Annotated in this window: 10 protein-coding genes and 2 pseudogenes; 7 read left to right on the plus strand and 5 right to left on the minus strand. The window is 67.2% G+C overall.

The window, feature by feature from the left end:
• The first annotated feature begins 237 nt into the window (after nt 1-237).
• From ACV22Z_RS33300 to hydA, 5 genes are all read left to right on the plus strand, one after another.
• Complete coding sequence (locus ACV22Z_RS33300; protein WP_448080503.1) at nt 238-1,518, plus strand: allantoate amidohydrolase; 1,281 nt, start codon at nt 238-240, stop codon at nt 1,516-1,518.
• Between the two features lie 126 nt (nt 1,519-1,644).
• A complete protein-coding gene (locus ACV22Z_RS33305) occupies nt 1,645-2,982 on the plus strand; it encodes an NAD(P)-dependent oxidoreductase (protein ID WP_448080504.1) in 1,338 nt (445 codons plus the stop codon).
• A gap of 83 nt (nt 2,983-3,065) precedes the next feature.
• Complete coding sequence (gene preA, locus ACV22Z_RS33310; protein ID WP_448080505.1) at nt 3,066-4,367, plus strand: NAD-dependent dihydropyrimidine dehydrogenase subunit PreA; 1,302 nt, start codon at nt 3,066-3,068, stop codon at nt 4,365-4,367.
• Entirely contained in the window at nt 4,364-5,872 is a 1,509-nt protein-coding gene (locus tag ACV22Z_RS33315) for an NCS1 family nucleobase:cation symporter-1 (RefSeq protein WP_448080506.1), read from the plus strand. The genes preA and ACV22Z_RS33315 overlap by 4 nt, the downstream gene beginning before the upstream one ends.
• 50 nt (nt 5,873-5,922) lie before the next feature.
• Complete coding sequence (gene hydA, locus ACV22Z_RS33320) at nt 5,923-7,380, plus strand: dihydropyrimidinase (RefSeq protein ID WP_448080507.1); 1,458 nt, start codon at nt 5,923-5,925, stop codon at nt 7,378-7,380.
• A 160-nt stretch (nt 7,381-7,540) separates the two neighbouring features.
• Here the strand turns inward: hydA and ACV22Z_RS33325 are convergent, their stop codons facing one another.
• From ACV22Z_RS33325 to msrB, 4 genes are all read right to left on the minus strand, one after another.
• Nucleotides 7,541-8,674 (minus strand): Rieske 2Fe-2S domain-containing protein, encoded by a 1,134-nt coding sequence (locus tag ACV22Z_RS33325; RefSeq protein ID WP_448080508.1) that lies wholly within the window; start codon nt 8,672-8,674, stop codon nt 7,541-7,543.
• A gap of 334 nt (nt 8,675-9,008) precedes the next feature.
• The gene (gene msrA, locus ACV22Z_RS33330; protein WP_448080509.1) at nt 9,009-9,752 is read right to left on the minus strand and encodes a peptide-methionine (S)-S-oxide reductase MsrA; all 744 of its coding nucleotides are present in this window, start codon (nt 9,750-9,752) and stop codon (nt 9,009-9,011) included.
• Nucleotides 9,753-9,815: 63 nt separating this feature from the next.
• A complete protein-coding gene (locus ACV22Z_RS33335) occupies nt 9,816-11,729 on the minus strand; it encodes a cytochrome c biogenesis protein DipZ (RefSeq protein WP_448080510.1) in 1,914 nt (637 codons plus the stop codon).
• A 30-nt stretch (nt 11,730-11,759) separates the two neighbouring features.
• Complete coding sequence (gene msrB / locus ACV22Z_RS33340) at nt 11,760-12,275, minus strand: peptide-methionine (R)-S-oxide reductase MsrB (RefSeq protein ID WP_448080511.1); 516 nt, start codon at nt 12,273-12,275, stop codon at nt 11,760-11,762.
• Between the two features lie 121 nt (nt 12,276-12,396).
• Here msrB and ACV22Z_RS33345 point away from each other — a divergent pair.
• Nucleotides 12,397-12,783: pseudogene (locus ACV22Z_RS33345) on the plus strand (acyl-CoA dehydrogenase family protein); the annotation flags it as partial.
• Between the two features lie 620 nt (nt 12,784-13,403).
• Here ACV22Z_RS33345 and ACV22Z_RS33350 read toward each other — a convergent pair.
• Nucleotides 13,404-13,630: pseudogene (locus ACV22Z_RS33350) on the minus strand (IS630 family transposase); the annotation flags it as partial.
• Nucleotides 13,631-13,932: 302 nt separating this feature from the next.
• Here ACV22Z_RS33350 and ACV22Z_RS33355 point away from each other — a divergent pair.
• Nucleotides 13,933-15,537 (plus strand): Re/Si-specific NAD(P)(+) transhydrogenase subunit alpha, encoded by a 1,605-nt coding sequence (locus ACV22Z_RS33355; protein WP_448080512.1) that lies wholly within the window; start codon nt 13,933-13,935, stop codon nt 15,535-15,537.
• Nucleotides 15,538-15,545 lie beyond the last annotated feature (8 nt).

The following is a 15,545-nucleotide window of genomic DNA, read 5'->3' on the forward strand; positions in this document are numbered from 1 at the left end:
TCTCGCTATATCCGTTCACGCAAGAAAGACGTTGATTTGGCGGACGGTTTCGCCTAAAACCTGTCCAATCGGACAGGATTCGGAGAGCGGCGGATGATGCGGGTGAAACGCCCGGTCATGCGGCGGACGACAGCCGGAAACGTGCACCGTGCGCGTGCGGACATGCACCGGAATGCATCCCGCGTGCACCGGTATCGATTGAACCGACAGCAGGACTGATCCAGAGGAGCGACGCGAATGAGCGCAGTATCGGAAACAGTGAAGCGGGCAGATATCGATCCGTCGATCAAGGTCGACGGCAAGCGTTTGTGGGACAGCCTGATGTCGATGGCGACCATCGGCGCGACACCGAAGGGCGGCGTTTGCCGTCTTGCGCTCACGGATCTCGACAAGGCCGGCCGCGACCGGATCGTCGGATGGGCGAAAGCGGCCGGCTGCACGGTGACGGTCGACCGGATGGGGAATGTCTTCATGCGTCGCGAAGGACGCGTGCCGGACGCGGCGCCCGTCGTCACCGGCTCGCATGCGGATTCGCAACCGACCGGCGGCCGCTTCGACGGCATCTACGGCGTGCTCGGCGGCCTCGAAGTGATCCGCAGCCTCAACGATCACGGGATCGAGACCGAGCATCCGATCGAACTGGTGATCTGGACCAACGAGGAAGGCTCGCGCTTCGCGCCCGCGATGGTCGCATCGGGCGTGTTTGCAGGCGTGTTCTCGCTCGAGTACGGGCTGTCGCGCAAGGACGTCGACGGCAAGACGATCGGCGACGAGCTGGCCCGCATCGGCTATGCGGGCGATGTGCCGTGCGGCGGGCGGCCGCTGCATGCGGCGTTCGAGCTGCATATCGAGCAGGGACCGATTCTCGAAGCGGAGCAGAAGACGATCGGCGTCGTCACCGACGCGCAGGGGCAGCGCTGGTATGAAATCACGCTGACGGGACAGGAGGCGCACGCGGGCCCGACGCCGATGCCGCGCCGTCGCGATGCGCTGCTGGGCGCGTCGCGCGTGGTCGACCTCGTCAACCGGATCGGGCTCGATCATGCGCCGTTCGCCTGCGCGACGGTGGGCATGATGCAGGTTCATCCGAATTCGCGGAACGTGATTCCGGGGCGCGTGTTCTTTACCGTCGACTTTCGGCATCCTGATGATGCGGTGCTCGCGCAAATGGACGCTGCGCTGCGCGACGCCGTGGCGCGCATCGCGGCCGGCATCGGCCTCGATACGCAGCTCGAGCAGATCTTCTACTACGAGCCGGTGGCGTTCGACGCCGATTGCGTGAAGGCCGTGCGCGCGGCGGCCGAACGATTCGGTTATTCGCATCGCGACATGGTCTCGGGCGCAGGCCACGATGCGTGTTATCTCGCGCAGGTCGCGCCGACGTCGATGGTGTTCGTGCCCTGCGTCGACGGCATCAGCCACAACGAAATCGAGGACGCGACGCCCGAATGGATCGAGGCGGGCGCAAACGTCCTGCTGCACGCGATGCTGTCGCGCGCGTGCGAACCCGTTTCATGACGATGCAACCATAGCCGGACTTCCCGCTATCGACTGACCGCGGCACCCCAAAAATACGCTGTCCCGGCTCCGCGTCCGCGCAGCCGGCAGGCACGGCTTTGTCCTCACCTTGACGAAGGAACGTGTATGGCCACCCAGCAAACCGGCGACATCGCCGCGCATCGCCTGTCGTCCACGCAACTCTCGTGTGAATTCGCGGATATCGCACCGCTGCTCGATCCGACTGCCGCAGCGGCCGCGGCGAGCCGCTGCCATTACTGCTACGACGCGCCGTGCGTGCAGGCGTGCCCGACGCAGATCGACATTCCCGGCTTCATCCGCAAGATCGGCAACGGCAACCTGAAAGGCGCGGCGACGGACATCCTGTCCGCGAATCCGCTCGGCGGCATGTGCGCGCGCGTATGCCCGACCGAGATCCTGTGCGAAGGCGCATGCGTGCGCAATCACCAGGACGCGCAGCCCGTCGCGATCGGCGCGCTGCAGCGGCATGCGACCGACTGGGCGATGGCATCGGGCGCCGTATCGCTTCGGCGGGCGCCGGACACGGGGCGTCATGTGGCGGTGGTCGGCGCGGGGCCGGCAGGGCTCGCGTGTGCGCATCGGCTTGCGCTGGCCGGCCATCGCGTGACGCTGTTCGACGCACGTGCGAAGGCGGGCGGGCTCAATGAATACGGCATTGCCGCGTACAAGACCGTCGACGACTTCGCGCAGCGCGAGGTCGACTGGCTGCTGTCGGTCGGCGGCATCGAGCTGAAGACGGGCGTCGCACTCGGGCACGACGTGACGCTCGACGCGCTGCGCCAGCAGCACGACGCGGTGTTTCTTGCGATCGGCCTCGGCGGAGTTCGCGCGCTCGCGATCGAAGGCGACGACCTTGCCGGCGTGATGAATGCGGTCGACTTCATCGAACAGGTGCGGCAGGCCGATGCGCTCGAGAACGTGCCGGTCGGGCGCCGCGTCGTCGTGATCGGCGGCGGCAACACGGCGGTCGATGCGGCCGTGCAGAGCCGCAAGCTCGGCGCCGAGCGCGTCACGATGGTGTATCGGCGCGGCGTCGAATCGATGAGCGCGACCTGGGCGGAACACGAGTTCGCGCAGAAGAACGGCGTCACGCTCGTCACGCATGCGAAGCCGGTGCGTCTGATCGGCGACGATGGGCAGGTGACGGGCGTGGAATTCGAGGCTGCTTCCGGCGAGCGGTTCACGGTCGACGCTGACATGGTGCTGAAGGCAATCGGCCAGACGCTCGTGCCGGTCGGCGTCGCGCGCGAGCTGCTGACACTCGACGGCAGCCGGATCGCGGTCGACGCGAACGGGCGGACCACGTTGCCGGACGTCTGGGCGGGCGGCGATTGCGCGGCGACGAACGGTGTCGATCTGACGGTCCAGGCGGTCCAGGACGGCAAGGTCGCCGCCGCGTCGATCGATGCCGCGCTCGCACGGCGCGACGTTCGGGCGGCCTGACCCGGCGCCGAGCACGCCCATCGCACGCGTCACCGATCACCGATCACGATAGCGACAACGACCCCACCCTCACGGAGCCGAACATGGCCGACCTTCGCTGCACCATCGCGGGCATCACTTCGCCGAACCCCTTCTGGCTCGCGTCCGCGCCGCCGACCGACAAAGCATACAACGTGAACCGCGCGTTCGAAGCGGGCTGGGGCGGCGTCGTGTGGAAGACGCTCGGGCTCGATCCGCACGTCGTCAACGTCAGCTCGCGCTATGGCGCCGTCCAGTGGAACGGGCAACGTATCGCAGGACTGAACAACATCGAGCTGATCACCGACCGACCGCTCGACGTCAATCTGCGCGAGATCGCGCAGGTGAAGCGCGACTGGCCGGACCGTGCGCTGATCGTCTCGTTGATGGTGCCGTGCAACGAACGCGACTGGAAATGGATCCTGCCGCTCGTCGAGGATACGGGCGCCGATGCGGTCGAACTCAATTTCGGGTGCCCGCACGGGATGAGCGAGCGCGGGATGGGCGCGGCGGTCGGGCAGGTGCCCGAGTATGTCGAGATGGTCACGCGCTGGGTGAAGGAAGGCACTAAGCTGCCATGTCTCGTGAAGCTGACGCCGAACATCAGCGATATCCGGATGGGCTCGCGCGCCGCGTACAAAGGTGGCGCCGACGGCGTGTCGCTGATCAACACGATCAACTCGATCGTCGCGGTCGATCTCGACCAGATGGCGCCGATCCCGACGGTTGACGGCAAGGGCACGCACGGCGGCTACTGCGGCCCGGCGGTCAAGCCGATCGCGCTGAACATGGTCGCGGAAATCGCGCGCGACCCGGAGACACCGAACCTGCCGATCTCCGGCATCGGCGGCATTTCGACCTGGCGCGATGCGGCCGAATTCATCGTGCTCGGCGCGGGCAGCGTGCAGGTGTGCACGGCGGCGATGCATTACGGCTTCCGGATCTTGTCGGATCTCGCCGACGGGCTGTCCAACTGGATGGACGAGAAAGGCTATGCAACGCTCGACGACGTGCGCGGCCGCGCGGTGCCGAACGTGACCGACTGGAAGTACCTGAACCTGAACTACGACATCAAGGCGCGCATCGACCAGGATCGCTGCATCCAGTGCGGGCTGTGCCACATCGCATGCGAGGACACGTCGCACCAGGCAATCACGTGCGAGAAGGACGGCGTGCGCCACTTCGAGGTGATCGACGCCGAATGCGTCGGGTGCAATTTATGCATGCATGTATGTCCGGTCGAGCAATGCATCACGATGGAGCGCGTCGACTCGGGCGGCTATGCGAACTGGACCACGCATCCGAACAATCCGGCGCGCGTTGACGCAGGCACGGGCGCGGAAGATACCGTGGAGTGCTTTCGATGAAGCTGACAGCGACCCCCGCCGATCCTCATGGCGCAGCCGCGCATGGCGGCAGTCTGTATAACGACGACCTCGCGCCGACCACGGCCACGCAGCGCACGTGGAAGTGGTATCACTTCGCGGCGCTGTGGGTCGGGATGGTGATGAACATCGCGTCGTACATGCTCGCGGCCGGCCTGACCGAAGAAGGCATGTCGCCGTGGCAGGCGGTGCTGACCGTGCTGCTCGGCAACCTGATCGTGCTCGTGCCGATGCTGCTGATCGGTCATGCGGGCGCGAAGCACGGCATCCCGTACGCGGTGCTCGTACGTTCGTCGTTCGGCACGCAGGGCGCGAAGCTGCCGGCGCTGCTGCGTGCGATCGTCGCGTGCGGCTGGTACGGGATCCAGACCTGGCTCGGCGGCAGTGCGATCTACACGCTGCTCAACATCATGACGGGCAACGCGCTGCATGGCGCCGCGCTGCCGCTGGTCGGGATCTCGGCCGGGCAGCTCGCGTGCTTTCTCGTGTTCTGGGCGCTGCAGCTCTACTTCATCCTGCACGGCACCGATTCGATCCGCTGGCTCGAAAGCTGGTCGGCGCCGATCAAGGTCGTGATGTGCGTCGCGCTCGTCTGGTGGGCGACGTCGAAGGCGGGCGGATTCGGCTCGATGCTGTCGGCGCCGTCGCAGTTCGCGGCGGGCGGCAAGAAGGAAGGGCTGTTCTGGGCGACGTTCTGGCCGGGCCTGACCGCGATGGTCGGCTTCTGGGCGACGCTCGCGCTCAACATCCCCGATTTCACGCGCTTCGCGCATTCGCAGCGCGACCAGATGATCGGGCAATCGGTCGGGCTGCCGGTGCCGATGGCGCTGCTGTCGGTCGTGTCGGTGGTCGTCACGTCGGCGACCGTCGTGATCTACGGCAAGGCGATCTGGGATCCGATCGACCTGACGAGCCGGATGACCGGCATCGGTGTGGGCGTCGCGCTCGTGATCCTCACGCTCGACACGATGTGCTGCAACCTCGCCGCGAATCTCGTCGGCCCCGCGTACGACTTCTCGAGCCTGTGGCCGAAACGGATCTCGTATCGCACGGGCGGCCTGATTACCGCGACGATCGCGATCGTGATGATGCCGTGGAAGATCCTCGCGACCACCGACGGGTACATCTTCACGTGGCTCGTCGGCTACTCGGCGCTGCTCGGGCCGGTCGCGGGCATCCTGATGGTCGACTACTTCCTGATCCGCGGCACGCAGCTCGACACGCGCTCGCTGTTCGACGAGAACGGCCGCTTCAGCTACACGCGCGGCTGGAATCCCGCGGCACTCGCCGCGCTCGCGGTCGGCGTGCTGCCCAATCTGCCGGGCTTCCTGCATACCGCGTTTCCCGCAGCGTTCCCGAACGTGCCGGCGTTCTTCAACATGCTCTACACGTATGCGTGGTTCGTCGGCCTCGTGCTGGCGTCGGCCGTGTACGCGGCGTGGATGAAATGGCGGGCCGGGCAAGGCGCGCAGGTCGCGAGCGCGTAAGCGGCACCGCACGCGGCTCAAATACTGACAGTCAACGAGGAGGCAGCAAGATGGCAATCCTGATTCGTGGCGGCACCGTGGTCGATGCGGACCGCACCTGGCGCGCGGACGTGCTGTGCGCCGACCCGCAGGACGGCGGCACGATCCTGCAGATCGCCGACGCGATCGATGCGCCTGCGGGCGCGACGATCGTCGACGCGCATGGGCAATACGTGATGCCCGGCGGCATCGATCCGCATACGCACATGGAGTTGCCGTTCATGGGCACGACGGCGAGCGACGATTTCTACACGGGCACCGCGGCCGGGCTCGCGGGCGGCACGACGAGCATCATCGACTTCGTGATTCCGAGCCCGAAGCAGCCGCTGATGGACGCGTTTCGCGAGTGGCGCGGCTGGGCGGAAAAGGCGGCGGCCGACTACGGTTTTCACGTCGCGGTGACGTGGTGGGACGAGACCGTGCATCGCGACATGGGCACGCTCGTGCACGATCACGGCGTGTCGAGCTTCAAGCATTTCATGGCGTACAAGAACGCGATCATGGCCGACGACGAGATCCTCGTGAACAGCTTCTCGCGCTCGCTCGAACTCGGCGCGCTGCCGACCGTGCATGCGGAAAACGGCGAACTCGTGTTCCGCCTGCAGCAGGCGCTGCTCGCGCGCGGGATGACGGGGCCGGAGGCGCATCCGCTGTCGCGTCCGCCCGAGGTCGAAGGCGAGGCCGCGAATCGCGCGATCCGCATCGCGCAAGTGCTCGGCGCGCCGGTCTATATCGTGCACGTATCGTCAAAGGACGCGGTGGACGCGATCGCGCGTGCGCGCATCGAAGGCCTGCGCGTGTTCGGCGAAGTGCTGCCGGGGCATCTGGTGATCGACGAGGCCGTGTATCGCGATCCCGACTGGACCCGCGCGGCCGCGCACGTGATGAGCCCGCCGTTCCGCGCGGCCGAGCATCGCGAGGCGCTGTGGCGCGGGCTGCAATCCGGGCAGCTGCATACGACAGCGACCGATCACTGCGTATTCTGCGCGTCGCAGAAGGCGATGGGCCGCGACGATTTCACGAAGATCCCGAATGGCTGCGGCGGCGTCGAGGACCGGATGTCGGTGCTGTGGCATCACGGCGTCAATCAAGGCCGCATTACGCCGAACGAGTTCGTGCGGATCACGTCGACGAATGCCGCGCAGATCTTCAACCTGTATTCGCGCAAGGGCGCGGTGCAGGTCGGGGCCGACGCCGATCTGGTGGTGTGGGATCCGGCCGCGACGAAGACGATCTCGGTGAACACGCACCATCAGAAGGTCGATTTCAACGTGTTCGAGGGGATGACGGTGCTGGGCGTCGCAACGCATACGCTCACGCGCGGCGCGCTCGCGTGGGCCGACGGCGACCTGCGGGCGGTGCGCGGCGCGGGACGGTACCTGAAGCGGCCGCCGAATGCCGCCTATTACGAGGCGGCGCGGGTCGCGAACCGGCTCAGGGAACCGCACCCGGTCGAGCGCAACGGGTGAAGCGAAGGTGTAGCGCGCGTGCCCGTTTGCGTCTGACGTTTCGGGCGCGCGCGATATCAAGGTCAACCTGAGCAACCTGAAAGGGGGCGTCGACGTCACGACCGCGCAAGCGTTGCTGCGCGGCGTGTTTCGTCGGTAGCGCCGCCGTCGGATGACGGTGTCACGCGCGCTCGTCTGCGTCGCGAGGCGGGACGTGATTCGGGGCGTGAAGTGGGATCACCGTGCGGCCGCCGCAGTTGCGCAGCAGGTCGCGCAATTCGTTGATCACCGGAAACACCTCGTGATTCCAGTCGGCACCCTGCCGGTCGTGCGCCTCCTGTTCGCGCTCGACGATCCAGCGGTCTTCCTTGAAGATGCGCTCGGTGAACCAGACCAGCAGCGGCCATGCGAGATCGAGCGCGAACGGCACGCCGGGCTTGCGGATCGACAGCAGGCCGAACGTGCGGTTGGTGCGCTGCGCCGCATCGAGCGGCACGTAGACGATCCACAGATCCATCACCAGCGTGCCTTCGCTCGAGAGGATCTGCAGCGTCTGGTACGGATAGCCGGTGCGCACCGTCATCACGCTCTTGTTGGCCTGGCTGCCGGGCTTCTTGCTCGCGCCGAACACGAGCGCTTCGGCGACGGGTTGCTTGCCTTCCATCCGCGCGAACGTGTAATCCACTTCGACCCAGTCGTCGCCGCGCCGGCGGCCGACGGAGCGCGCGCGCATCTGTCCCATCTGCCGCCGGTGCAGGAACTGGTGGTTCATGTCCATCAGGTTCTCGTGCATGAACGAGTAGTGGCACTTGACCTCGCGGCCGAGACGGCGCGTCTTGTACGCGCGGTCGTCCGCGGACGCCAGTGCGGGAACCGGACGCTGATCGGCGAGCGCCGCATCGCCGGGAAATACGAAGATCAGCCCGTGCGCTTCGCGGCACGGATAGCTGCGCACGCCGTTCGGCAGGCGCTCGCGCCCGAGATAGGGCACGTCGACGCAGCGGCCGCTGCAGTCGTAAGTCCAGCCGTGATAGCAGCAGCGGATCGACTCGCCGGTCACGACGCCCGCATGCAGCGGCACCTGGCGGTGCGCGCAGCGGTCTTCGAGGGCGAAGACCGCACCGGACTCGGTACGCACGAGCACGATCGGATCGCCGGCAAAGCGCGCGCCGAGCGTCTTGCCGCGCTTGAGCTCGTGCGACCACGCGAGCGGATACCAGTGGTCGGGATGGATGGGCACCCGGCGCAGGTCGCGCACGGGCGCGCTGGCGGGTGGTTCGATAGCGCGGTTGTCCGGCAAGGGCACTGCACGCATGCGCGACGCCTCCTTCCATGACGGGAGAATCGACCGCCGCCGAAAGCGGGCGGTGAATCTGATCCAGTCTACGCGAAGTCGGACGAAACGGTTCGCCGGATCCGGGAACGTCGGGATGCGCAGATACGTCGCGGCTTGATCCCGATCAATGCCGCGCCAGCTCGTTCGCGGCATCCGCTGCAATGCGGCACGGCGCACGCGCGCGCCGTGGGGCGCGGCGCCGTGCGCGATACGCATCGTCGTGCGCGTGCCGGTTTTCCGTGCCGCAGCGAACCGGCTGGCCGCTCCCGCAGCGGGCAGCCGGCTGCCGGCCCGTCGAGCGCGGCTCCGGCCGCTACAGGTGCGCCTGCCGCCAGAGCACCGCGTCGGGCCGGTAGATCGACGGGAACAGCCGCTTCAACCCGGCGACCTTCGGCAGATCGTTGTACGCGATGTACGGCGCGTCCGGGTGCAGCTCGAGGTAGTTCTGGTGATAGGTCTCGGCCGGATAGAACCCGCCGAACGTCTCGACGCGCGTGACGATCGGCGCGGGAAACACGTGTGCGCGGCCGAGCTGCGCGATGTAGGCGGTCGCGACCGTGCGCTGCTGCGCGTTGGTCGGGAAGATCGCCGACCGGTACTGCGTGCCGTCGTCGGGCCCCTGGCGGTTCAGCTCGGTCGGGTCGTGCACGACCGAGAAGAAGATCTGCAGCAGCCGGCCGTAGGTGATCTGCGCGGGATCGTAGACGATGCTGACCGATTCCGCATGCCCCGTCATCCCGGTGCCGACGAGCGTGTAGTGCGCGGTGGCCGCCACGCCGCCCGCGTAGCCGGCGGTGACCTGCTTCACGCCCTTCACGTGCTCGAACACGCCCTGCACACCCCAGAAACAGCCGCCCGCGAGGACGGCGGTTTCGTCGTGCGATGCAGCAGGCGATTCGTCGAGCGCGGGCGCGGGCATGATTGCGGCCGACTCGGCCGGGCTGGCGATGCGCTGGTAGCCGAACGCGGCTGCGGCGGCCAATGCGAGAACGCCGAGGCGATGCCGGAGAGGTGACCCGCGCCGGGATGCGGGCCGTTGCGATGGTGTGGTGTTCACGATGTGCTCCTGTGTCGAACCGGACGATGCGAAACCGGGTATTGGTCGAGGCTCCGCATTCGCTCAGCCGAACGTGAACGAATACGCGTGCACGCCGGGGTCGAGAAACTCGATCGAGAACGTGCGGTCTGCAACCGGGCCGCGCTGGCGGACGAGCTGATACAGGCGCTGTCCCGTCACGGTGCCGTAGCCTTGCGCGTCGACGTCGGTGCCGTGCGCGTCGCCGGGCGCCGCGCCGTCGAGCGCGATCCGGAAGCGGATCGGCTTGCCGCTCGCGTCGGGCCCGAGCACGAGGTGCAGGTCGCGCGCATGAAAGCGGTAGACGATCCGGCCGGCGGGCGCGGCGAGCGTCGCGTCTTCCGCACCGACGTTCCAGCTGCCGGCGAGCCCCCAGTCGTTGAGGCCGGGGTGCGCCGGCGCGTCGTAGCGGTGCGCGGCATTGCGAGCGACGCCGCCGGGCGACGCGAAATCTTCCGCACGAGCATAGCCGACGTAGGTCTCGGGCGACTTGACGTCCGCGTTGTCGGCTGCAGCCATCGCGCCGTGCGCGCTCGCGCCCGCGAGTCCGACGGGCACGTTGAGCGCGTCCGGATGGCCCGCTTCCGCGAGCAGTGCCTGGATCGCGCGCTCCGATTCCACATATTCGCCTTCGCCGAAGTGATGGCGGCGAATCCGGCCTTGCGCGTCGACGAAGTAGTGCGCGGGCCAGTATTCGTTGCCGAACGCGCGCCAGATCGCGTAGTTGTTGTCGATCGCGACCGGGTAGCTGATGCCGAGATCGTGCACGGCCTTGCGGACGTTGCCGAGATCCCGCTCGAATGCGAATTCAGGCGCGTGCACGCCGATCACGACGAGCCCGTACGGCGCGTACTTGTGCGCCCACGACTGGAGGTACGGCAGCGTGCGCAGGCAGTTGATGCACGAGTAGGTCCAGAAATCGACGAGCACGACCTTGCCGCGCAGGCCGGCCGCGGTGAGCGGCGGCGAATTCAGCCACTGCACGGCGCCGTCGAGCGCGGGCAGCGTGCCTTCGACCGGCAGCGATGCGGCCGCGGCGACGCGCACCGGCTGCATCGCGGTTTGCGGCGACGTGTCGGCCGCGCGCATCATCGCGCCGCCTGCCGTGGCGCCACCGTCCGGTTGCGTGGGCGCGCCCGCTGCGGTCATCACGCCGTCGGTCGGGGCACTGCCGGTCGTGTTCGCTACGTTCACCGCGTTCACTGCGGCCATCGCCGGCTGCGCGCCGGGCGCACGGCCGCCGAGGCGGTCGACGAGCTTCGCCTCGAGGCCGCCCGTGGTGACCGTCGACAACTGCGCGAGGGCGCCCGTATCGAGCCCGAACGCGATCGCGCCGACCCCGGCCAGCAGCGCGGCGCCGATCCCGCGCCGGATCCATTCGCCCGCGCCGAGCGAGCGCTTCATCGCGGCGAACACCTTGCCGCCGATCACGAGCGCGACGCCGAGCGACGTCGCCGCGCCCGCCGCGTATGCGACGAGCAGCAGCGTCGTGCCGACGTTCGCCCCGTGCAGCGCGGCGCCGGTCAGCACGAGCCCGAGGATCGGCCCGGCGCACGGCGCCCACAGCAGGCCGGTCGCGATGCCGAGCAGCAGCGACGAGCCGGGGCCGGCCGGGCGGCCGTCGCGCTGCGCGAGACCGGTAAGCCGGTTGCCGGTGGCGACGAGCGGGCGGGTCAGGTGTTCCGCGACGCGCGGCATCAGCAGCGTCAGCCCGAACACCGCGAGCAGCGCGAGTGCGGCCCAGCGGCCGGCCTGGTTGGCCTGCGCGGCCCAGCCGCCGCCGACGGCGGCGAGCGTCGCGACGACGGCGAACGTGAGCGCCATGCCGGCGAGGAGCGGCAGGCCGGTACGCACGAACGGCTGGTCGGCGCGCGCGAAGACGAACGGCAGCACGGGCAGGATGCACGGGCTCAGGATTGTGAGCACGCCGCCGAGGTAGGCGAGGACGATGAGCAACATGAGGCGATCTCCAGTCGTTTCGGGGCCGGATCAGGCGGCAGTCGGATGGAAGGCGAGCGCGAGCCCGTTCATGCAGTAGCGCAGGCCGGTCGGCTTGGGCCCGTCGTCGAACACATGGCCGAGATGGCCGCCGCAGCGGCGGCACAGCACCTCGGTGCGGATCATCCCGAACGACAGGTCGGTCTTCGTCGCGACCGCGTGGTCGAGCGGCGCCCAGAAGCTCGGCCAGCCGGTGTGGCTGTCGAACTTCGTCGTCGACGAGAACAGCGGGAGCTGGCAGCCCGCGCACGCGAACGTGCCGTGCCGGTGCTCGTCGTTGAGCGGACTGCTGTACGGCGGCTCGGTGCCGGCTTCACGCAGGATCTCGTACTGCGCGGGCGTCAGCATCCGGTGCCATTCGGCGTTGCTGTGGACGACTTCGAAGCCGCCTGCGGGCGGGGCGGCCACCGCGCTGCGGAACATCGCGCGCCGGCCGGCGGAGGTCAGCGCGGCGAGCGCCGCGAGGCCGGTAGCGCCGGCAAACAGAAAGCGTCTGCGGGTGTGCATGATGGGCTCCTCGGTGCGGGTCCTGAAAACATGCGCACATCGTAGGGACGGGCCGGTACCGAAGTCCTCACGGAAAGTTAAATGAATTGTGATGATTGTCCGGGTGTTGCGGCGAGTACGCTGGAATCCGATCGCGCAGCACAGCGTCTGGCATGAACGCATCGCGGAAGCTCGCTGCATGATCGAGCAGGCGCGGCTGCTGACGCTGAAGGCCGCCTACATGATGGACACGGTCGGTAACAAGGTCGCAAAGGCCGAGATTGCGATGATCAAGGTGGTGGCGCCGAACGTCGCGTGCCAGATCATCGACTGGGCCAGCCAGGCGCATGGCGGCGGTGGCGTGTCCGGCGACTTTTCGCTGGCGGCCGCATACGCGCACCAGCGCACACTGCGTTTCGCCGACGGCCCGGACGAAGTGCACCGGGCGGCAATCGCCAAGCTCGAGCCCGCGAGACACCTGCACACGCTGGGCGATGTGGCCGAGATGCCGATCACGTGCGGCGCGTAACGTCGGGCGCGATGCAGCCGGATGGCGACCTCTCGATGCCGCCCGTGGGCGTCGCGCCAGGTTTTGTTTTCATATCGATGTAAAACCACCGGCACGGGGCATGCCGTAGCAGGCGTATGGCAAAGGGTTGAACTCGGTTGTATTTGGTCTCCTCATCAACTGCGACCCGCTTTCGCCAACACGTGCGGATTTTTGTGCGCTCAGTCCGATGTGCGTGCAGGTTTTGTCGGTGCCGTAGATTTGGCATCCGAAATTCAGGATTGAAATCCATGTTCCATTTCTGCAATGAAATGCATTTCCACAAGGTGAAATTGTCCAATCAAAACAAAGAGATGCGCCAGTAAATTGCTGATGGCCTACTTTTTGCTACGAATCATTCAATTCCGCTCTTTTCACCTATGGAGTGCTGCAATGACTGACGACTGCAAACAAGACGAAGTGCATCGGGACGGAGAGGATCGTGCCGTGCGGGAGGGGGCCGCAGACATCGACCGATCGGCAACGAGGCATCGGGCAAACGGTATGCGGTGTAATGAGCCGAACTGGGCGTGGGCGCGAGGCAGCGCCCGCTACGACTGGATGGATCACACACCGCTGTTCGCCTTTCACGAGTGATCCCGCTTCGGGCGGGCTGCGAGCCATTCTTTGACCTTCGGATGCTGGTGAGTGCCGTCGTCGTCGACGATGCAGTGCACGTCGAACTCGGCCGGGGCGGCCTGTCGGTTTCGCGCAGAAACGACAGGAATTCCTGATGCCGATGTTGCAGCTTGCACGCAGCGAGCACGACGCCGTTGAGCACGTTCAGCGCAGCCAACAACGTCGTGGTGCCGTGTCGAACGTAATCGTGCGGACACCTTCGGATATCGACTACCGAGATACGATCGCGGCGATTCGCGCCGCGCTGCTGCCGGTATCGCTCGCACGCCGATGAAGCGCAATGGCACTGCGTAAGAGGTGGCTTATGCAATAGCGTTCTTCACTTCGCCCGAGGCGAGCTTCGTCACGGGACAAGCGAAGTTCGTGTGCGGCGGTCTGTCAATTGGCGTTTAACTCTAGCGCAAGCTCATGCCACAAAACACACGCATGCATCTGGTAACGTGACGAACCGGCCCGAGATCCTTGCGACGGCCAATACAAACGATTCTCAATATGACACTACTGATTGGAATTCCTCTGGAGACAGCCATTGGGGAGCGGCGCGTAGCGACCGTGCCCGAAGTGGTCGAGAAACTGATCAAGCTGGGGTTCGCGGTGGCGGTGCAAAGCGGCGCCGGCGCAGGTGCGAACTTTGGCGATGACGACTATCGCGCGGTCGGTGCCGAAGTGGTCGCTTCGGCCACCGAACTGTGGACTCGCAGTGATATCGTTTTCAAGGTGCGCCCCCCGAGCAGCGACGAAGTGGCGCTGATGCGCGAGGGCGGCATGCTGATCGGCTTTGTCTGGCCGGCGCAGAACCCCGAGCTGATGCAGCAGCTGGCCGGGAAGCAGGCCACGGTGCTGGCGATCGATTCGCTGCCGCGCACGCTGTCGCGCGCGCAGAAGATGGACGCGCTCACGTCGATGGCCGGTATCAGCGGCTACCGCGCGGTGATCGAGGCCGCGCATGCGTTCGGCCGCTTCCTGAACGGCCAGGTGACCGCCGCCGGCAAGGTGCCGCCGGCCAAGGTGTTCATCGCCGGGGCCGGCGTGGCGGGTCTGGCTGCCATCGGCACCGCGGCCAATCTCGGCGCGATCGTGCGCGCCAACGATACGCGCGCCGAGGTGGCCGACCAGGTCAAGTCGCTGGGCGGTGAGTTCGTCAAGGTCGACTACGAGGAAGAAGGCTCGGGCGGCGGCGGCTACGCGAAGGTCATGAGCGAGGGCTTCCAGCAGGCACAGCGCGCGATGTACGCGCAGCAGGCCAAGGACGCGGACATCATCATCACCACCGCGCTGATTCCCGGCAAGCCGGCGCCGAAGCTCATCACGGCCGAGATGGTGCAGTCGATGAAGCCGGGCAGCGTGATCGTGGACATGGCCGCCGAGCAAGGCGGCAACTGCGAGCTGACCGTGCCCGGCGAGGCGGTGGTGCGCCACGGCGTGACCATCGTCGGCTACACGGATCTCGCGTCGCGCCTCGCGCGGCAGTCGTCCACGTTGTATGCGAGCAACTTGCTGCGTGTGGTCGAGGAGCTGTGCAAGACCAAGGACGGCACGATCAATGTCGACTTCGACGACGACGCCATCCGCGGCCTCACGGTCATCAAGGAGGGCAGCGTCACCTGGCCGCCGCCGCCGATCAAGCAGCCGGCCGTCGCGCCGAAGCCGCAAGCGGCCGCGCCCGTAGCGGCAGCCGCGGCCAAGTCCAAGGGGCATGGCCACAGCGGCGAGCCGATGTCGGCCAAGGCGCTGGCCATCGTGTTCGCGATCGGCGCGCTGGCTTTCCTGCTGGTCGGCCAGTTTGCGCCGGCCACGTTCCTGTCGCACTTCACGGTGTTCGTGCTGGCCTGCTTCGTCGGCTACATGGTGATCTGGAACGTCACGCCGTCGCTGCACACGCCGCTGATGAGCGTGACCAACGCGATCTCGTCGATCATCGCGATCGGTGCGCTGGTGCAGGTCGCGCCGCCGCTGGGCGAACTGGCCGCAGGCGCGGGCGACCGGCCGTCGGGGCTGATCCTTGGCCTGGCAGTGGGCGCGCTGGCGCTCACGGCCGTCAACATGTTCGGCGGCTTCGCGGTGACGCGACGCATGCTGGCGATGTTCCGCAAATAAGGGGACGA

It is taken from the genome of Burkholderia sp. PU8-34 (genome assembly GCF_053427725.1).

Excerpts from the sequence above, each read along its gene's own strand:
- ACV22Z_RS33300 (WP_448080503.1), top strand. The coding sequence starts at position 238 with ATGAGCGCAGTATCGGAAACAGTGAAGCGGGCAGATATCGATCCGTCG.
- ACV22Z_RS33305 (WP_448080504.1), top strand. The coding sequence starts at position 1,645 with ATGGCCACCCAGCAAACCGGCGACATCGCCGCGCATCGCCTGTCGTCC.
- preA (WP_448080505.1), top strand. The coding sequence starts at position 3,066 with ATGGCCGACCTTCGCTGCACCATCGCGGGCATCACTTCGCCGAACCCC.
- ACV22Z_RS33315 (WP_448080506.1), top strand. The coding sequence starts at position 4,364 with ATGAAGCTGACAGCGACCCCCGCCGATCCTCATGGCGCAGCCGCGCAT.
- hydA (WP_448080507.1), top strand. The coding sequence starts at position 5,923 with ATGGCAATCCTGATTCGTGGCGGCACCGTGGTCGATGCGGACCGCACC.
- ACV22Z_RS33325 (WP_448080508.1), bottom strand. The coding sequence starts at position 8,674 with ATGCGTGCAGTGCCCTTGCCGGACAACCGCGCTATCGAACCACCCGCC.
- ACV22Z_RS33335 (WP_448080510.1), bottom strand. The coding sequence starts at position 11,729 with ATGTTGCTCATCGTCCTCGCCTACCTCGGCGGCGTGCTCACAATCCTG.
- msrB (WP_448080511.1), bottom strand. The coding sequence starts at position 12,275 with ATGCACACCCGCAGACGCTTTCTGTTTGCCGGCGCTACCGGCCTCGCG.
- ACV22Z_RS33355 (WP_448080512.1), top strand. The coding sequence starts at position 13,933 with ATGACACTACTGATTGGAATTCCTCTGGAGACAGCCATTGGGGAGCGG.